This is a genomic window from Polaribacter litorisediminis (assembly GCF_019968605.1).
In the GTDB taxonomy this organism is placed as follows: domain Bacteria; phylum Bacteroidota; class Bacteroidia; order Flavobacteriales; family Flavobacteriaceae; genus Polaribacter; species Polaribacter litorisediminis.
Genome location: NZ_CP082966.1, coordinates 2,033,515 through 2,048,790, shown reverse-complemented (window position 1 = coordinate 2,048,790; position 15,276 = coordinate 2,033,515). Strand labels below are relative to the sequence as shown.

The following is a 15,276-nucleotide window of genomic DNA, read 5'->3' as shown; positions in this document are numbered from 1 at the left end:
AGTGAAATACTTATAACAGATAAATTTTTAATAAACTTTTATTAAAAAAACCTTACTCATACAAAAACTTATCATCAATATTTTCTGAAAAATACTCTACCAATTCCCATTCAAAACCAGCATTATCATAAAAATAAGCTCTCTTTCTAAATTTCTCATTGGGAGTTCCAATACCTCTATTATAACCAGCTTTAATAAGTTCGTTCTCAATTTTTTCTATATCAGCAACCACTAAACCAATATGGTTAAAACCATAATTAATATAGGTTTGATTTGGTTTTTTGGGTTCAGTTTCTAAAGGAGATTCTTGCAAAGCAAAATAGAATTCTTTATTACCAATATGCATCCAACGTTTTTCATTTATTGGTTTTTCATCATTTCTGATTTTAAAATCTGGAGCAACAATTTTTAGAAAAGCTACAGCTGCATCAATATCAGGAACTGTAATATTTACGTGTTCAATTTTTGTGATCATAATTTTTATTTTTAATCAATGTAAAAAATATTAAAAACAAATTGGTTTGAATCTAATTGTAATTTCTGATATTCCTATTTTGTAATACGATGAAGCTTAAAATCAATTAGATTGATGAATAGTAATCTATAAAGAAGTAAGTATAGATTCCTGCTGTCTCAGTAATGACAAACAAAAATAATTTGAGGTTTTCTTACTTCGGATAATTCTTTCTATTTTTTCTATTTCTTCTACTGTATTAATTTTTTATCCTTCTTGTTTTTCTCTTTTATTTAGATTGAAGTTTACAAAAAGAATGTATCTTTTTTAACCCAATAAATTTTATTGTATTTTTCATATAAAAATAGCTTATAAATCGAACTTTAGTTTGGTTAAAAATTGAGAATCTCTTTTTGTTATTCATAATAAATATTTAAAAAGTAGCTATAAATTATTTTTCTACTTCTTAATTGTAAGCTTTTGTGTTCTTGTCGTCTATTAGAGCGAATGTAAACTTGTTGAACTATATTAATTATAAAAAGATTAATGATGAACCTTTAAAATTTAAAAAGTATAAATATAAAAAAAATGAAGTATTTAAGAATAGCACTATTAAGTCTCGTGTTTGTTTTTGCAGCTTGTGATCACCTTTTTGAATTTAGTGTTTATGAAGCAAACGTAAAAACCAACCAACAAAATACGACGGTTAAAAATTTGAAATTATTGGAGCGTATTCCAGTAAATTCTAAAGAATTTAAATTTGCTTTTATTTCTGATGTACATTTTTTTTATGATCAACTTAGTGCTGTGGTTGGAGATATAAATAAAAGAGATGATATTAAATTTATACTCTTTGGAGGTGATATTGCAGATCAAGCATTATTAAGGGAATATGAGATTTTTCATGATATAATGTCGAAGCTTAAGAAGCCTTACCTCACAGTTATTGGGAATCATGATTATAATATAAATGGAGGAATCATTTATAAAAAAATGTTTGGCGATTATAACTATTCTTTCGAATTTAATAATAACAAATTTGTGCTTTTTGATGATATAGTTTGGGAAAGTGAGAAGGAGTTAGATTTTGACTGGTTAACTTCAGAATTAAAAGGAAATACAAATTTTAATCAAGTATTTGTTATTGCTCATATTCCTCCTTATGGAGATCAATTTGATGATGAATTAGAACAAAAGTATAAATCATTAATGGCAGAAAATAAGGTTCCATTATCTATACACGGCCATACGCACACTTACAATTTTGAAGAAGGTGAAGTCAGTTATTTAACGGCACCTGCTGTTAAAGAGAAAGCGTATACTATAGTGTCCGTGAAGGACAAGGGTTTTAGCGTTGAATTGATAGAATTATAAATTAAATGAAAATTAGAGACATATTTATAGGATCAATAATAGTATTTTTTTTTAACAATTTTTATGCTCAAGATTCGATTTCAGTTAAAGAAAAATCGTGGTATACACCAGATTATGTGAAAGCACAATTTGCAGGAAATATAGGTCTTGTTTCTATTGGTGCTGGTTACCAGTTATTCGATAAAATTTTATATTCAGAGTTATTATATGGTTTTGTGCCAAAATCTGCATCTAAAGCAGATAATATACATCTTATAACTAGTAAAAATACGTTTCCTATTTTTAGAAAAAAAATTGGTAAGAACTTAACAATAACTCCAATTGTAGGTTTTGCAACAACTTTAGATATAGGAACGAATTCATTTACAACGCTTCCAAGTAAATACCCTGAGGGATATTATGTTCCTACTGCTGTCCACTTTACTTTTTTTGCTGGAGGATTAATTCATAAAGATTTTAAGAAACCAAAAATTTTTAAAGGGGTAGATTTTTATTTAGAATTCGGAACTGTAGAAACGTATTTATGGTATGCAATAGTAACAAAAGAAGTTAATTTAATTGATGTTTTTAGTGCTGATATTGGTGTAAATTTTTATTTTTAATTTATAAAAGTAAAATACTCAATAAATTTTAAAGCCCAAATTCATAATGAATTTGGGCTTTTGAAAATTGTATGGAGTGTAATTACAATTTAATGTTTAGGATATTTCTCAGCAATTTTATCCAAGCTCAAATTATGAATACTTCCAACATGCGAATGTTGTTTTCCTAAATCTGGTTTGTAGGTTCCAGCTTGCACTTGGCCTCCAATTTTTTGATAGGCTTCTCTAAAAGGCATGCCTTCAACCACTAAATTATTGATACTATCTACGGTAAATAAGTATTGATATTTTTCATCATTCAAATCAATATCTTTTACAATTACTTGTTGAATTGAGTAATTAAAAATGTCTAAAATATCTTTTACATCTTCAAAAGCATTAATGATATTTTCTTTCAATAATTGAAAATCTCGGTGATAACCTGTTGGTAAGTTGTTGGTGATCATGACCATTTCTGTATGCAAAGCCTGAATTTTATTACATTTTCCACGGATTAATTCAAAAACATCAGGATTTTTCTTGTGTGGCATAATGCTACTTCCAGTAGTTAATTCATCAGGAAAAGAAATAAAATTAAAATTCTGACTCATATACAAACAAACATCCATGGCAAAACGGGCCATGGTATTGCATAATCCTCCTAAAGCAGAAGCTATAGAACGTTCGCTTTTTCCTCTACTTAATTGTGCAGCAACCACATTGTATTTTAAAGTAGCAAAGTCTAATTCTCTGGTCGTTAATTCTCTGTCAATAGGGAAGGAGCTTCCATATCCAGCGGCAGAACCTAAAGGGTTTTGGTCAACAACTTTAGCGACTGCATTTAGCATGTACACATCGTCAATTAGTAATTCTGCATAGGCAGAAAACCACAATCCAAACGAGGATGGCATTGCCACTTGCAAATGGGTGTAACCCGGTAAAAGGTTTTCTTTATATATATCCGCTAAACCTAAAAGCGTATCAAAAAGTGTTTTTGTTTTATCATTAATAATTGATAAATTCTCTTTGTAGTATAACTGTAAGGCTACTAAAACTTGATCATTTCTAGAGCGAGCTGTATGTATTTTCTTACCAACTTCGCCTAGTTTATTGGTCAATTCCCACTCAATTTTAGAATGCACATCTTCAAAAGATTCCTCAATAACAAAGGTTCCGTTTTCAATATCTTTGGCTAACTCGTTTAAACCTTTTTTTAAATCTTTTAATTCATCCGTAGTAATAATGCCTATTGATTCTAGCATGATGGCATGCGCTAAAGAAGCTTGAACATCATATTTAGCAATATGTATGTCAATTTCTCTATCATTACCCACCGTGAAATTTTCTATTTGTTTGTCTATTGAAAATCCTTTATCCCACAACTTCATATTTATTTGGTTTTTGGTTTGTCTGGTCGAGCGCAGTCGAGACCTAAATTAAATTAGCTAATATAAATAACCTCTCGACTGCGCTCGAGGAGACATTGTGAATTAAATAATTACACGATTCAACAATTCAACATAAATCTGAATTCCCTCTTCAATTTCCGCAAGATAAATAAATTCATTGGCAGAATGAGAACGAGTGCTATCTCCAGGGCCTAATTTTAGAGATTGACAGCTCAAAGCCGCTTGATCTGATAAGGTTGGAGAACCATAGGTTTCTCTTCCCATTGCAATTCCTGCTTTGACCAAATCATGTTCTACGGATATCGATGAAGAATTCAATCGTAAACTTCTAGGTGTAATTTTGGTGCAAGGTGATTTTTCTTGCAAAATAGTTGCAATTTCTTGATTTGAATAGGCATCATTTACACGAACATCAATCACCAAATCTACGTGCCCTGGAACCACATTGTGCTGAGAACCTGCATTGATTTGAGTAACCGTCATTTTTACATCACCTAAAGCTTCAGAAGTTTTTGCAAACTTAAAATCTTTAAACCACTGTAAAACTTCAATAGTATTATAAATGGAATTGTTATCATTTGGATGCGCTGCGTGACTTGGAATTCCTTCAACTACAGCATCAAAAACGACTAATCCTTTTTCTGCAACGGCAAAATTCATTAAAGTTGGTTCGCCTACAATGGCAACATCAATAGGTGGAATAATCGGTAACGTGCTATTCAATCCATTTTTACCGCTATTTTCTTCTTCGGCAGAAGCAACAATGACCAAGTTGTATTTTAAGTTTTCTTGTGCGTAAAAATTCGTAAAAGTTGCGATTAATGAAACCAAACAACCGCCAGCGTCGTTAGAACCCAAACCGTATAATTTTCCGTCTTTAACGATTGCCTTAAAAGGATCATTTGTGTATGCTGAGTTTGGTTTCACAGTATCGTGATGAGAATTTAATAATAACGTGGGTTTGTTTTTATCAAAATATTTGTTTGTTGCCCAAATATTATTTTTTGTTCTTTTAAACGGAATTTTATTTTCTACAAACCAGCCTTCAATTAAGGTAGCAGTATTTTCTTCTTCTGTTGAAAATGATTGTGTTTCAATCAAACTTTTTAGCAATGCAATTGCTTTTTGTGTTAATATTTCAATTGTCATCGTTATAATGTAATTGTTATAATGTAATTGTTGTAAAAAACTCGTTTTCGTTGGTGAACATGGATAAATTTCCAATCAGTACTTTTTGAACACCATTATTTAATGCATCAAAGCAATTGTCTAATTTAGGTATCATTCCATCAGTAATAATACCGTCTTTTAATAATGCTTGGTACGTTTCTGAATTGATATTTTTGATGACAGATTCTTTGTTTTTAAAATCTTGTAAAACTCCATTTAATTCAAAACAATAATAGATGGATGTTTCATAAATTTTGCTCATTCCAACGGCAATTGCACTTGCAATAGTATCGGCATTTGTATTTAGTAATTGCCCATTTCCGTCATGGGTAAGGGCGCAAAAAACAGGCGTAAAATCAGCTTTTATCAATTTGTCAATCGAATTATGAGCCACTTTTTTTACATCACCTACAAAACCAAAATCAATCTCTTTTACGGGTCTTTTATCAGATTTTATACTGTTGACGTCTGCACCCGTTAAACCAAGGGCATCAACATCTAAAGATTGTAATTTGGCGACTATATTTTTGTTGACCAAACCGGCATAAACCATTGTAATTACCTCTAAAGTTGCAGCATCAGTAATACGTCTACCGTTTATCATTTTAGATTTAACGCCTAATTTTGAAGCTATATGCGTAGCACGTTTCCCACCGCCATGTATCAGAATTTTCTTTCCTTCGAGATTCGCAAATAATTTCAAAAAAGCATTTAAAGAAGTTTCATCTTCTATGATATTTCCTCCAATTTTTATGATTGATAGTTTTTGCATAAGGCCCTTTTAAATTCCCCGAAAGGGGAAAAATACTCTTGTGTTATTTTCGTGTTTTATTTATCCTGTAATTCGAACTTGTGGAGAAATCTTTCATGCAAATTCTAATTTATTTAGTAAGATTTCTCGATTCCACTTCGTTTTACTCGAAATGATATTCGTATTATTTAATTACTTTCTATAAATCTTCCAATATTTTTTTCAAAACCAATTGCGCGGCAAAAGTTCTATTATTTGCTTGTTCAATTACTAAAGAACTGCCAGAATCTAATACCGCATCTTCTACCACAACATTTCTTCTTACCGGTAAACAATGCATAAATTTAGCTTCGCCAATTTTGTCTTTTGTAATCATCCAATTGGGGTCTGTGTTTAATACTTTTCCATAATCATCATAAGAACTCCAATTTTTTGTATACACAAAATCAGCATTTTTAAACGCTTCTTCTTGATTGTGAATAATGAGTGTGTCTTTTGTAATTTCTGGATTTAAATTATATCCTTCAGGATTTGCAATGACGAATTCTACGTCCATTTTTTGCATGGCTTGTGTAAAACTATTAGCGACTGCGTGGGGTAGCGCTTTAATATGCGGCGCCCAACTTAAAACTACTTTCGGTCTCTTTTTTTTAGTATTTTCAGAAATTGTAAGTGCATCTGTTAAACCTTGTAGCGGATGGCCTGTAGCACTTTCCATGCTGATAATGGGCACAGAAGCAAATTTTACAAACGATGTTAAAACGTGTTCAGATTCGTCTTTTTCTTTGTCGGTTAATGTTGGAAATGCTCTCACTGCAATCACATCGCAATATTGAGAAACTACGGCAGCAGCTTCTTTAATGTGTTCTGCTGTGTTACCATTCATAATAGTCCCGTTGCCAAATTCAATTCCCCAAGCATCCCCAGAAACATTCATCACAATAGGGTTCATCCCTAAATTTAAGGCCGCTTTTTGTGTGCTTAAACGTGTTCGTAAACTTGAATTAAAAAATAATAAGCCTATGGTTTTGTTTTTTCCTAATTCGATATTTTTTAAAGGATTTGCTTTTATTTCTTTCGCTTCTTGAATCCAAGAATTAATATTATCGATGTCGTTTATAGCCGTGTAATTTTTCATTTTTATTTTTTTGACAAGGGGTTTAAACCCCTTGCTATTCAATTATTTTATTTTTGTGAACGCAACTTTATTTTCAAAAGCATTTGTAATGAAATGATCTTCCAAACCATTGACAATCCAAGTTTCTATGTTGGCTTTTTTAGTTAAGGATGCTGCTTCAATTTTCGATTGCATTCCACCACTTCCGTGTGAAGATTTCGAATTGACAACCTCGTTGTATAAATCATCAAAATTGGTAATTTCTTCCATCGTTTTTGGAGCATTATTTTTGATGGATTCTTTTGTATAAATCCCAAAGGTATTGGTCGCAATAATTAACAAATCAACATTTAATAAAACTGCGGTTAAAGCGGCTAACTTATCATTATCTCCAAATTGAATTTCATCTGTGGCTACCGTATCATTTTCGTTGATAATTGGAATGTAGTTATTCTGAACCAAAACATTAATGGTATTGACAATATTGGTTTTGCTCTGCTGTTTCTCAAAATCTGAATAGGATAGGAGGCATTGAGAAGTTAACAAACCATATTCTCTAAAAATTTCTTGATAAATCCTGATTAAATGCGGTTGACCAATAGAAGCCAATGCTTGTTTTACAAAAATGTCTGATTGCTTACTTTCTAATTTTACAAACTGTTTTGCAACTGCAATAGCGCCAGAACTTACAATAATAAACTCACAAGTATCTTTGAGTTTTGCAATCTGATTGGCAATATCTTCAATTTTTCCTCGTGAAATATTATTGGTTTCTTTGGTGAGCGTATTCGAACCAATTTTTAGTAAAATGCGTTTCTTTTTGAGCATATTAATTGATTCCTGTGTTTTTTAATGCACTTCGTAAAGCGTCAAAAAAATGATCGAGATGTTTTTTATGTACATTTAATGGAGGCAAAATTCTTAATAATTTTTTATTCGCCGCACCGCCTGTAAAAATATGATATTCATAAATCAATTTTTTTCTTAAATCGGCAACTTCAAAATCGAATTCCAAACCTAACATTAATCCTTTTCCTTTTGTGTTTTTGATTTCAGGAATTGTGTTTGCAATTTTTATAAAATAAGCAGACATTTCGTTCACATTATCCATCAAATTTTCCTCTTCAATGACTTTTAAAACTGATAATCCTGCCGCACACGCTAAATGATTTCCACCGAAAGTGGTGCCTAACATTCCGAATTTTGCTTCAATATTTGGATGAATTAAAATGCCACCAATCGGAAAACCATTACCCATTCCTTTTGCGATGGATATAATGTCTGGAGTCACCTTATAATGTTGAAAAGCAAAAAATTTTCCAGATCTTCCATAACCAGACTGTACTTCATCTGCAATAAACATGGTGTTGTTTTGTTTGCAAAGCACATCAACTTGTTCAAAGAAATTTGATGTTGCTTGGTCTAAACCACCAACTCCCTGAATAAATTCTACAATGACAGCACAAACATCTCCTTTTTCGAGTTCGGTTTTAACAGTTTTAAGATCATTCAAATCTAAAATTGTAACTTTTTGTTGCGCATTTATAGGGGCTATAATATTTTTATTATCCGTTGCTGCAACCGCAGCAGAAGTTCTTCCGTGAAAACCATTTTTAAAAGCAATCACTCTTGATTTTTCCGTTTTAAAAGAGGCTAATTTTAAAGCATTTTCGTTGGCTTCCGCACCAGAATTACATAAAAATAATTCGTAATTTTTACAACTAGAAAGTTGTTCAATTTTATTGGCTAGCTCAACTTGTAAAGGATTTTGAACTGCATTTGAATAAAAGCCTAATTTTGCTACTTGATTTGTAATGGCCTCCACATATTTTGGATGTGCATGACCGATAGAAATAACGGCATGACCTCCATATAAATCTAAATATTCTGTATTGTTTTGATCATAAACATACACCCCTTTTGCAGAAACAGGCGTAACATTATACAGTGGATACACGTTAAATAATGGCATTATTTTAGCTTTTTATTTGATTAATTTTATCAAAAGAAACGTTAATTCCTTTAATTAAAGAAGAACTTAAACCTTGATGTTCCATTTCATTTAAACCCTCAATAGTACAACCTCCTGGTGTAGTAACTCGGTCTATTTCTACTTCAGGATGATTGCCAGATTCTTTTAATAAAGAAGCGGCTCCAAAACAAGTTTGCATCGCCAATTCGTGTGCTTCACTCGCTTCAAAACCTAATTGAATTGCACCTTGGGTGGTTGCTCTTATCAAACGCATCCAAAAGGCAATTCCGCTTGCGCAAATAACAGTTGCTGCTTGTATTTGTTCTTCAGGAATGATCATAGAAGTGCCAAGACTATTAAAAATAGTAGAAGCCACTGATACTTTTTCTGTTCCTCGTTCATTAGCGGCAATACAGGTCATAGATTGCCGAACTGCAGCAGCCGTATTTGGCATAGCCCTCATAATATAATGTTTTGCGCCAATAATATTTTCAATTTTTCCTATTGAAAAACCTGTAATTACAGAAATTATAATTTGCTCTTTGCTTAATTTGTATTTTAAGCTTTCTAAAATATCTCTTAAGTGTCTTGGTTGTACTGCAAAGATTATGATGTCGGCATTTTTAACGGCCTCTTCATTATCCGTAGTTAAAGTGACTGCTTTATATCTATCAAATTCTTTGATAGCATCTACATTTCTTCTTGTAAGATATAAAGAGCTTACAATTTTATTTTTCAACAATCCTTTTGCGATAGATTGTCCTAAACTTCCTGCTCCAATTATTGCTATTTTCATATCATTACTTTTATCCTGCACGGTTTTTTTTTGACCTTGTAGATATTTAATTTTTACCATATTAATTTTATTTTAGGTCTTCGCGGTTTTAAATCCTTGAAGAAAAACACAAAGAAGTATATTTCTTTGCTAAAAATAATTCGATTTTAAATTTAATCCTAAAGCTTCTTCAAATCCGCACATTAAATTCATATTCTGAATTGCCTGACCAGAAGCTCCCTTTAAAAGATTATCGATGATGCTTGTTATTAATAATTTATTGTTGTGTTTTACCAAATGGATAAAACATTTATTAGTATTTACCACTTGTTTTAAATGAATATCGGTCTCTGAGATAAAAGTAAACTTGGCATCTTTATAATATTCTTGATACATTTTTATCGCTTCTTTAATGCTTCCTTTAAATTCTGTGTAGGTAGTTGCAAAAATTCCTCTTGAGAAATTTCCTCGGTTAGGTACAAAATTAATTTCTGAATTAAAATCAGCTTGTAATTTTTTTACGGTTTGATTTATTTCTTCTAAATGTTGATGCGTAAATGCTTTATAATGCGAAAAATTATTATCTCTGTATGTAAAATGTGTTGTTGCAGATAATGAAGTTCCTGCACCGGTTGCGCCAGTTACTGCATTTATATGAACATCATTTTGCAATAATTTATGAGCTGCTAAAGGTAAAATTGCCAGCTGCAAAGCGGTTGCAAAACAACCCGGATTTGCAATGTATTTAGCTTCTTTTATTGCTTCTTTTTGCAGTTCGGGTAACCCATAAATAAATTTTTTTCCATCAAAATTTTTATCAGCAGTTAATCTAAAATCATTGCTTAAATCAATGATTTTTGTGTTTTCAGAAAAGGTGTTTTTTTGCAAAAAAGCAGTCGAATTTCCATGACCCAAACATAAAAATAAAACATCAATATTCGTATTAATTGTATTGGTGAAATTCATTTCAGTACTCCCTAATAAATCTTGATGTATTTTATATACTTTATGACCACTATTAGAAGTGCTATACACAAAATTAATATGGGTTTTTGGGTGATTTAATAATAGCCGTATTAATTCTCCGGCTGTATATCCCGCACCGCCAATAATACCTACTTCTAACATTATTTTGTATGATTTACCTGTTGATAAATTTTATTCTGATTTCCTAGAATTTTGATAAAACCTTTTGCTTCCTCTGCCGTCCAACCTTTATTTTCTTCTCCATAACTTCCAAATGTTGCGCTCATTAAATCATGTTGAGACGAAACTCCATCCAAAGCAAAAGTATAAGGTCTTAGAGTGATAAAAACACTCCCGGTAACTTTTTGTTGGCTACTTTGTAAAAAAGCCTCCATATCTCGCATTACCGGATCTAAATATTGCCCTTCATGCAAATGCATTCCGTAAAAACTAGATAAATACTCTTTGTGCTGCATTTGCCATTTTGTAAGCGTATGTTTTTCTAACAAATGGTGTGCTTTTATGGTGATTAAGGCCGCAGCAGCTTCAAAACCAACCCGTCCCTTAATTCCTATAATGGTATCGCCAACATGAATATCTCTTCCAATTCCGTATTTAGAAGCAATATTATTTAGCAGTTCAATACATTTTTCTGACGAATCTATTTTTCCATTTACAGCCACTAGTTCCCCTTTATTAAAGGTTAAAATCAGTTTTTGAATTCCGTCTTTTTCTAGTTGAGACGGATAGGCACTTTCGGGCAAAGGCATTGTAGAAGTTAACGTTTCAGAACCACCAACACTCGTTCCCCACAAACCTTTATTTACTGAATATTGTGCTTTTTCCCAAGGCATATGAATTCCTTCAGATTTTAAATAATCAATTTCTTCTTGCCTTGTTAATTTTTGATCTCTAATGGGTGTAATAATCTTAATTTTTGGCGCCAAGGTTTGAAAAATCATATCAAAACGAACCTGATCATTTCCTGCGCCTGTGCTTCCATGGGCAATATATTCCGCACCAATACTTTTTGCGTATTCCACAATTTCTATGGCTTGTATAATTCTTTCTGCACTTACAGAAAGCGGGTAGGTGTTATTTTTTAAAACATTACCAAAGATTAAATATTTTACAACCTTTTTATAAAAAGTAGCTACGGCATCAATGTTTTTGTAAGTAGAAACGCCCATTTTATAAGCATTACTTTCAATTTTTTTGATTTCATAGGTTGTAAATCCTCCGGTGTTGACACTTACGGCATGAACATCATATTTTTTAGATAAACTTACCGCACAATAAGAAGTATCTAAACCACCACTATATGCAATTACTAATTTTTTCATTTTTTATCTTTTTTTAGAAACAAGTTTTGTTTCATGTTTTTTAATCTCTTAAATACGTTTTCTTTAAACTTTACAGATTCTTTTTTGTTCTGATTTTTAGGATCAAATAACATGCCTGTACACATGCACATTTTACGCTCTGTTCGGGTTAAAATGTCATAATTTCTGCAAGTTTTACAACCATCCCAAAAAGTTGAGTCAGTTGTTAGTTCAGAGAACGTAACAGGTTTGTATCCTAAATTGCTATTTAGTTTCATCACTGCTAATCCTGTTGTAATACTAAATATCTTTGCATCAGGAAACTTTGTTCTAGAATGCTTAAAGATAACCTCTTTAATTTGTTTGGCAAGCCCAAGATTCCTAAAATCTGGATGCACAATCAACCCTGAATTGGCAACAAATTTTCCATGACCCCATTGTTCTATGTAGCAGAAGCCCGCAAATTTGCCATGCTCTAAAGCGATAACGGCATTGCCATTTTCCATTTTTGCGGCAATATATGCAGGTTGTCGTTTTGCGATTCCTGTTCCTCTAACTTGTGCAGCATCTGCAATAGTATCGCAAATAATGTCTGCGTATTTTATATGGGATATATTAGCGATTACAATTTCCATTTAAATTGTATTTTTTAGTTATAAAATTATTGTTTGGTTTTTTTTTTGATTGTAGAATTGGACTCACCTAAATTCTGTAACTTTTAAACACCCAAAGGGCGAATTAAAAACAAACGGCGAACGCTTTTATGGCTAGTTTTTAAAATAACTAATAATTGAAAGTAAGTTTTGTTAGAAATATTCACAATAAAAAAATAAAGGTTAGTTGCTATAATAGGTCGATGTATGGCTAATAAGAATTTTAGCGACGGCGACTGCGCAAGCGCAAGCTGGGACCTTTTGTAGTACATATTTTATTTATTCTCGAAGTAATCATCGTGGTAAATGTAAATGTTTTTTGTTTTTTATTGATGAAGCAAGAATACTTTTTAGTCATTTTTATTAAAAAATAATATATTCCTTGTTTTTGCTAATAAATCAATAATAAATAGCTTTTAATTTTATGATATATGAATAGTGAGATTTCTGATTTTTCTATTTTAAGACATATTTATTTCAATTTAAAGTAGCATATCAAATAAAAATACGACTCATCCTTAAAAAAATACAATTCGGTATTCTTTAATTTATAAAACGCTATGTCGATTGCATATTTGTACCATAATTAAATATGAATCTTTAAAATTTAAAATTATGAAAATTATCACAACTCTTTTAGTCGCAACATCGTTATTTATTTCAAACCTAATAACAGCTCAAAAAAATGTAACCATTACCGCAACAGTTGTCAATGTAACTTCAAACGAAGGTAAAGTTGGTTTTGCATTATATAACAAAGAAAATTTTATGGGAACACCTGTTCTAGGGGATAAAGTAGACGTTGTGGATGGTAAAAGTATCGTTGTTTTTAAAAATGTGAAGCCTGGTGTATATGCAATTACCTGTTATCATGATAAAAACAGCAATGATAAAATGGATTTTGCCGCCAACGGAATGCCTTTAGAAGATTATGGCGCATCGAACAATATAATGTCTTTTGGGCCTCCTAATTTTGAAGACGCAAAGTTTTCAGTTTCCAATAAAGATGTATCTTTAGAAATCAAATTTTAGAAATATACAAGATTTATGATGATCGACGATAGCACCACTGCCAAGAAAAGTTACAAAGACGGATTGATTATTAGCCTTAAAATAACGCTAATTTTCGCAGTATTTTTTACGCTAATCAATCAAAATTTTTCTGCAAAGGCAATGGGATACACTTTTTTAATTTCTGGAATGTATTCTTTTGGATTGGGGTTTGCGCAAGGTGTTATTAATGATTATTTGAGTAAAAAATGGAATTGGATTGACCATACAAATACTAGAATTTGGGCGGGTATCATTGCTACAATAGTTTATACAATTCCTATAGTTTTAGCCATTAATTATGTGAATTTTATTCTGATTTCGGGTAACAATCCTGATCGATTTTTTCAAGGAAATAGCATTTGGCAGCATGTTTTTTATGTAATCCTCTCCTTTGGAGTCTCTGCATTTTTGCATGCTAGAGGATTTATGATTCAGTGGAAAAAGTCTGTAAAACAAGAAAGCACAAAACAAGAAATTGTTGCGAAGACAGAAACTGCAAAATTTGAGTCTTTAAAAAATCAATTAGATCCACATTTTTTATTCAATAGTTTAAATGTGTTAACGAGCTTAATTGGCGAAAATCCTGCGCAAGCAGAAAAATTCACTACCAGATTGTCTAAAGTTTATAGATATGTTTTGGAGCAGCGAAATAAAGATTTAGTGCCTGTTTCTGAAGAATTAAAATTCGCTAATATATATATGCAGCTTCTGGGAATGCGTTTTGAAGAAGCTGTAAAGTTTCATATTCCGGATAATATCAGTGATACTGAACTAAAAATTGTACCGCTTTCCTTGCAGTTATTGTTAGAGAACGCTGTAAAGCATAATGTGGTTTCACCTTCTAAACCGCTAACCATTCATATATATCAAGAAGACCGATATTTAATTATCGAAAATAATATCAACCCAAAAGAAGCGATTGGGAAAAGTACCAAAGTAGGTCTACAAAATATAGTAGATCGCTACGGTTTAATCACTCAAAAAGGGGTGAAAATAGAAAATAATAACAAAACATTTAAAGTGAGCTTGCCGCTCTTATATAAAATAAACGATATGAAGTACTCAGATGATTTAGAAAATAGTAAATACGTAAAAGCAGTTGAAAAAGTAGAGAAACTGAAAGAATTTTATCAAAATTTAGCCTCTTATTGCTTGGTAATTCCTTTTTTAATTTTTATCAATTTAAGATTTTCGCCAGGATTTCAATGGTTTTGGTTTCCAATGTTTGGTTGGGGAATTGGTCTAACTTTTCACTTTTTAGAAGTTAATAATTATAATATTTTTCTTGGTAAAAATTGGGAGGATAGAAAAATTAAAGAAATATTGGAAAAAGAAAATCAGTTAAAAAGAAGATAATGAAAAACGAATTAACACAAGAACAACGATATGTTTTAGCGCGTAGAAAAGTAAATAAAATTAGTAAATTTTATAAAAATTTGGCAGCTTACATATTGGTAAATATTTTTTTAACAACTATTTTTATAGCAGGGAATATTCATAATGGCGATAGTTTTAGGGAAGCTTTATTGAATCCATACAATTATATTATTTGGTTTTTTTGGGGATTAAGTATTGGTTTTCAGTTTGTAACTACTTTTGGACTGAGCCAGATTTTTAATAAAAGATGGGAAGAAAGGAAGATAAAACAATTTATTAAAGAATATAATACCTAAAAGTAA

General features: G+C 31.3%; 16 protein-coding genes. 5 read left to right on the top strand and 11 right to left on the bottom strand.

Annotated elements, in window-relative coordinates:
- Positions 1 to 52: 52 nt before the first annotated feature.
- Entirely contained in the window at positions 53 to 475 is a 423-nt protein-coding gene (locus K8354_RS08855) for a VOC family protein (RefSeq protein ID WP_223447364.1), read from the bottom strand.
- Between the two features lie 567 nt (positions 476 to 1,042).
- Between K8354_RS08855 and K8354_RS08850 the strand changes: the two genes are divergently transcribed.
- Together K8354_RS08850 and K8354_RS08845 are read left to right on the top strand one after the other, a co-directional pair.
- Positions 1,043 to 1,828, top strand: a complete 786-nt coding sequence (locus tag K8354_RS08850; RefSeq protein WP_223447362.1) for a metallophosphoesterase family protein — start codon at positions 1,043 to 1,045, stop codon at positions 1,826 to 1,828.
- Positions 1,829 to 1,833: 5 nt separating this feature from the next.
- Positions 1,834 to 2,430 (top strand): hypothetical protein, encoded by a 597-nt coding sequence (locus K8354_RS08845; protein WP_223447360.1) that lies wholly within the window; start codon positions 1,834 to 1,836, stop codon positions 2,428 to 2,430.
- An 89-nt stretch (positions 2,431 to 2,519) separates the two neighbouring features.
- Here K8354_RS08845 and argH read toward each other — a convergent pair whose 3' ends face one another.
- The 10 genes from argH to K8354_RS08795 form a co-directional block, all read right to left on the bottom strand.
- On the bottom strand, positions 2,520 to 3,797 hold the full coding sequence (gene argH / locus K8354_RS08840) for an argininosuccinate lyase (RefSeq protein WP_223447358.1): 1,278 nt from the start codon (positions 3,795 to 3,797) through the stop codon (positions 2,520 to 2,522).
- Positions 3,798 to 3,899: 102 nt separating this feature from the next.
- Positions 3,900 to 4,967, bottom strand: a complete 1,068-nt coding sequence (locus K8354_RS08835; RefSeq protein ID WP_223447356.1) for a M20 family metallo-hydrolase — start codon at positions 4,965 to 4,967, stop codon at positions 3,900 to 3,902.
- 16 nt (positions 4,968 to 4,983) lie between these two features.
- A complete protein-coding gene (argB, locus tag K8354_RS08830; RefSeq protein ID WP_223447354.1) occupies positions 4,984 to 5,760 on the bottom strand; it encodes an acetylglutamate kinase in 777 nt (258 codons plus the stop codon).
- Between the two features lie 178 nt (positions 5,761 to 5,938).
- Positions 5,939 to 6,877 carry a Rossmann-fold NAD(P)-binding domain-containing protein gene (locus K8354_RS08825; RefSeq protein WP_223447351.1) on the bottom strand — a complete coding sequence of 313 codons (939 nt, stop codon included), beginning with the start codon at positions 6,875 to 6,877 and terminating at the stop codon, positions 5,939 to 5,941.
- A gap of 42 nt (positions 6,878 to 6,919) precedes the next feature.
- Positions 6,920 to 7,684, bottom strand: a complete 765-nt coding sequence (gene proB, locus K8354_RS08820) for a glutamate 5-kinase (protein ID WP_223447349.1) — start codon at positions 7,682 to 7,684, stop codon at positions 6,920 to 6,922.
- Between the two features lies 1 nt (position 7,685).
- Positions 7,686 to 8,828, bottom strand: a complete 1,143-nt coding sequence (locus K8354_RS08815) for an aspartate aminotransferase family protein (RefSeq protein ID WP_223447347.1) — start codon at positions 8,826 to 8,828, stop codon at positions 7,686 to 7,688.
- A 4-nt stretch (positions 8,829 to 8,832) separates the two neighbouring features.
- A complete protein-coding gene (gene proC, locus K8354_RS08810; protein ID WP_223447344.1) occupies positions 8,833 to 9,684 on the bottom strand; it encodes a pyrroline-5-carboxylate reductase in 852 nt (283 codons plus the stop codon).
- Between the two features lie 69 nt (positions 9,685 to 9,753).
- Complete coding sequence (gene argC / locus K8354_RS08805; RefSeq protein WP_223447342.1) at positions 9,754 to 10,731, bottom strand: N-acetyl-gamma-glutamyl-phosphate reductase; 978 nt, start codon at positions 10,729 to 10,731, stop codon at positions 9,754 to 9,756.
- Positions 10,731 to 11,912, bottom strand: a complete 1,182-nt coding sequence (locus K8354_RS08800) for an argininosuccinate synthase (RefSeq protein ID WP_223447340.1) — start codon at positions 11,910 to 11,912, stop codon at positions 10,731 to 10,733. Before K8354_RS08800 ends, argC begins: the two co-directional genes overlap by 1 nt.
- Positions 11,909 to 12,526, bottom strand: a complete 618-nt coding sequence (locus K8354_RS08795; RefSeq protein ID WP_223447338.1) for a GNAT family N-acetyltransferase — start codon at positions 12,524 to 12,526, stop codon at positions 11,909 to 11,911. The genes K8354_RS08800 and K8354_RS08795 overlap by 4 nt, the downstream gene beginning before the upstream one ends.
- Before the next feature lie 633 nt (positions 12,527 to 13,159).
- Between K8354_RS08795 and K8354_RS08790 the strand changes: the two genes are divergently transcribed.
- From K8354_RS08790 to K8354_RS08780, 3 genes are read left to right on the top strand one after another with little or no spacing between them, the layout of a single operon-like run.
- A complete protein-coding gene (locus K8354_RS08790) occupies positions 13,160 to 13,576 on the top strand; it encodes a DUF2141 domain-containing protein (protein ID WP_223447336.1) in 417 nt (138 codons plus the stop codon).
- 18 nt (positions 13,577 to 13,594) lie between these two features.
- Positions 13,595 to 14,953, top strand: coding sequence for a 2TM domain-containing protein (locus tag K8354_RS08785; RefSeq protein WP_223447650.1), 1,359 nt, complete (start codon positions 13,595 to 13,597; stop codon positions 14,951 to 14,953).
- Positions 14,953 to 15,270: a 2TM domain-containing protein gene (locus K8354_RS08780; RefSeq protein WP_223447334.1), complete on the top strand. Its 318-nt coding sequence runs from the start codon at positions 14,953 to 14,955 to the stop codon at positions 15,268 to 15,270. Before K8354_RS08785 ends, K8354_RS08780 begins: the two co-directional genes overlap by 1 nt.
- The last annotated feature ends 6 nt before the right edge of the window (positions 15,271 to 15,276 follow it).

Coding starts and splice junctions, on each gene's coding strand:
- K8354_RS08855 (WP_223447364.1), bottom strand. CDS start 475: ATGATCACAAAAATTGAACACGTAAATATTACAGTTCCTGATATTGAT.
- K8354_RS08850 (WP_223447362.1), top strand. CDS start 1,043: ATGAAGTATTTAAGAATAGCACTATTAAGTCTCGTGTTTGTTTTTGCA.
- K8354_RS08845 (WP_223447360.1), top strand. CDS start 1,834: ATGAAAATTAGAGACATATTTATAGGATCAATAATAGTATTTTTTTTT.
- argH (WP_223447358.1), bottom strand. CDS start 3,797: ATGAAGTTGTGGGATAAAGGATTTTCAATAGACAAACAAATAGAAAAT.
- K8354_RS08835 (WP_223447356.1), bottom strand. CDS start 4,967: ATGACAATTGAAATATTAACACAAAAAGCAATTGCATTGCTAAAAAGT.
- argB (WP_223447354.1), bottom strand. CDS start 5,760: ATGCAAAAACTATCAATCATAAAAATTGGAGGAAATATCATAGAAGAT.
- K8354_RS08825 (WP_223447351.1), bottom strand. CDS start 6,877: ATGAAAAATTACACGGCTATAAACGACATCGATAATATTAATTCTTGG.
- proB (WP_223447349.1), bottom strand. CDS start 7,684: ATGCTCAAAAAGAAACGCATTTTACTAAAAATTGGTTCGAATACGCTC.
- K8354_RS08815 (WP_223447347.1), bottom strand. CDS start 8,828: ATGCCATTATTTAACGTGTATCCACTGTATAATGTTACGCCTGTTTCT.
- proC (WP_223447344.1), bottom strand. CDS start 9,684: ATGGTAAAAATTAAATATCTACAAGGTCAAAAAAAAACCGTGCAGGAT.
- argC (WP_223447342.1), bottom strand. CDS start 10,731: ATGTTAGAAGTAGGTATTATTGGCGGTGCGGGATATACAGCCGGAGAA.
- K8354_RS08800 (WP_223447340.1), bottom strand. CDS start 11,912: ATGAAAAAATTAGTAATTGCATATAGTGGTGGTTTAGATACTTCTTAT.
- K8354_RS08795 (WP_223447338.1), bottom strand. CDS start 12,526: ATGGAAATTGTAATCGCTAATATATCCCATATAAAATACGCAGACATT.
- K8354_RS08790 (WP_223447336.1), top strand. CDS start 13,160: ATGAAAATTATCACAACTCTTTTAGTCGCAACATCGTTATTTATTTCA.
- K8354_RS08785 (WP_223447650.1), top strand. CDS start 13,595: ATGATCGACGATAGCACCACTGCCAAGAAAAGTTACAAAGACGGATTG.
- K8354_RS08780 (WP_223447334.1), top strand. CDS start 14,953: ATGAAAAACGAATTAACACAAGAACAACGATATGTTTTAGCGCGTAGA.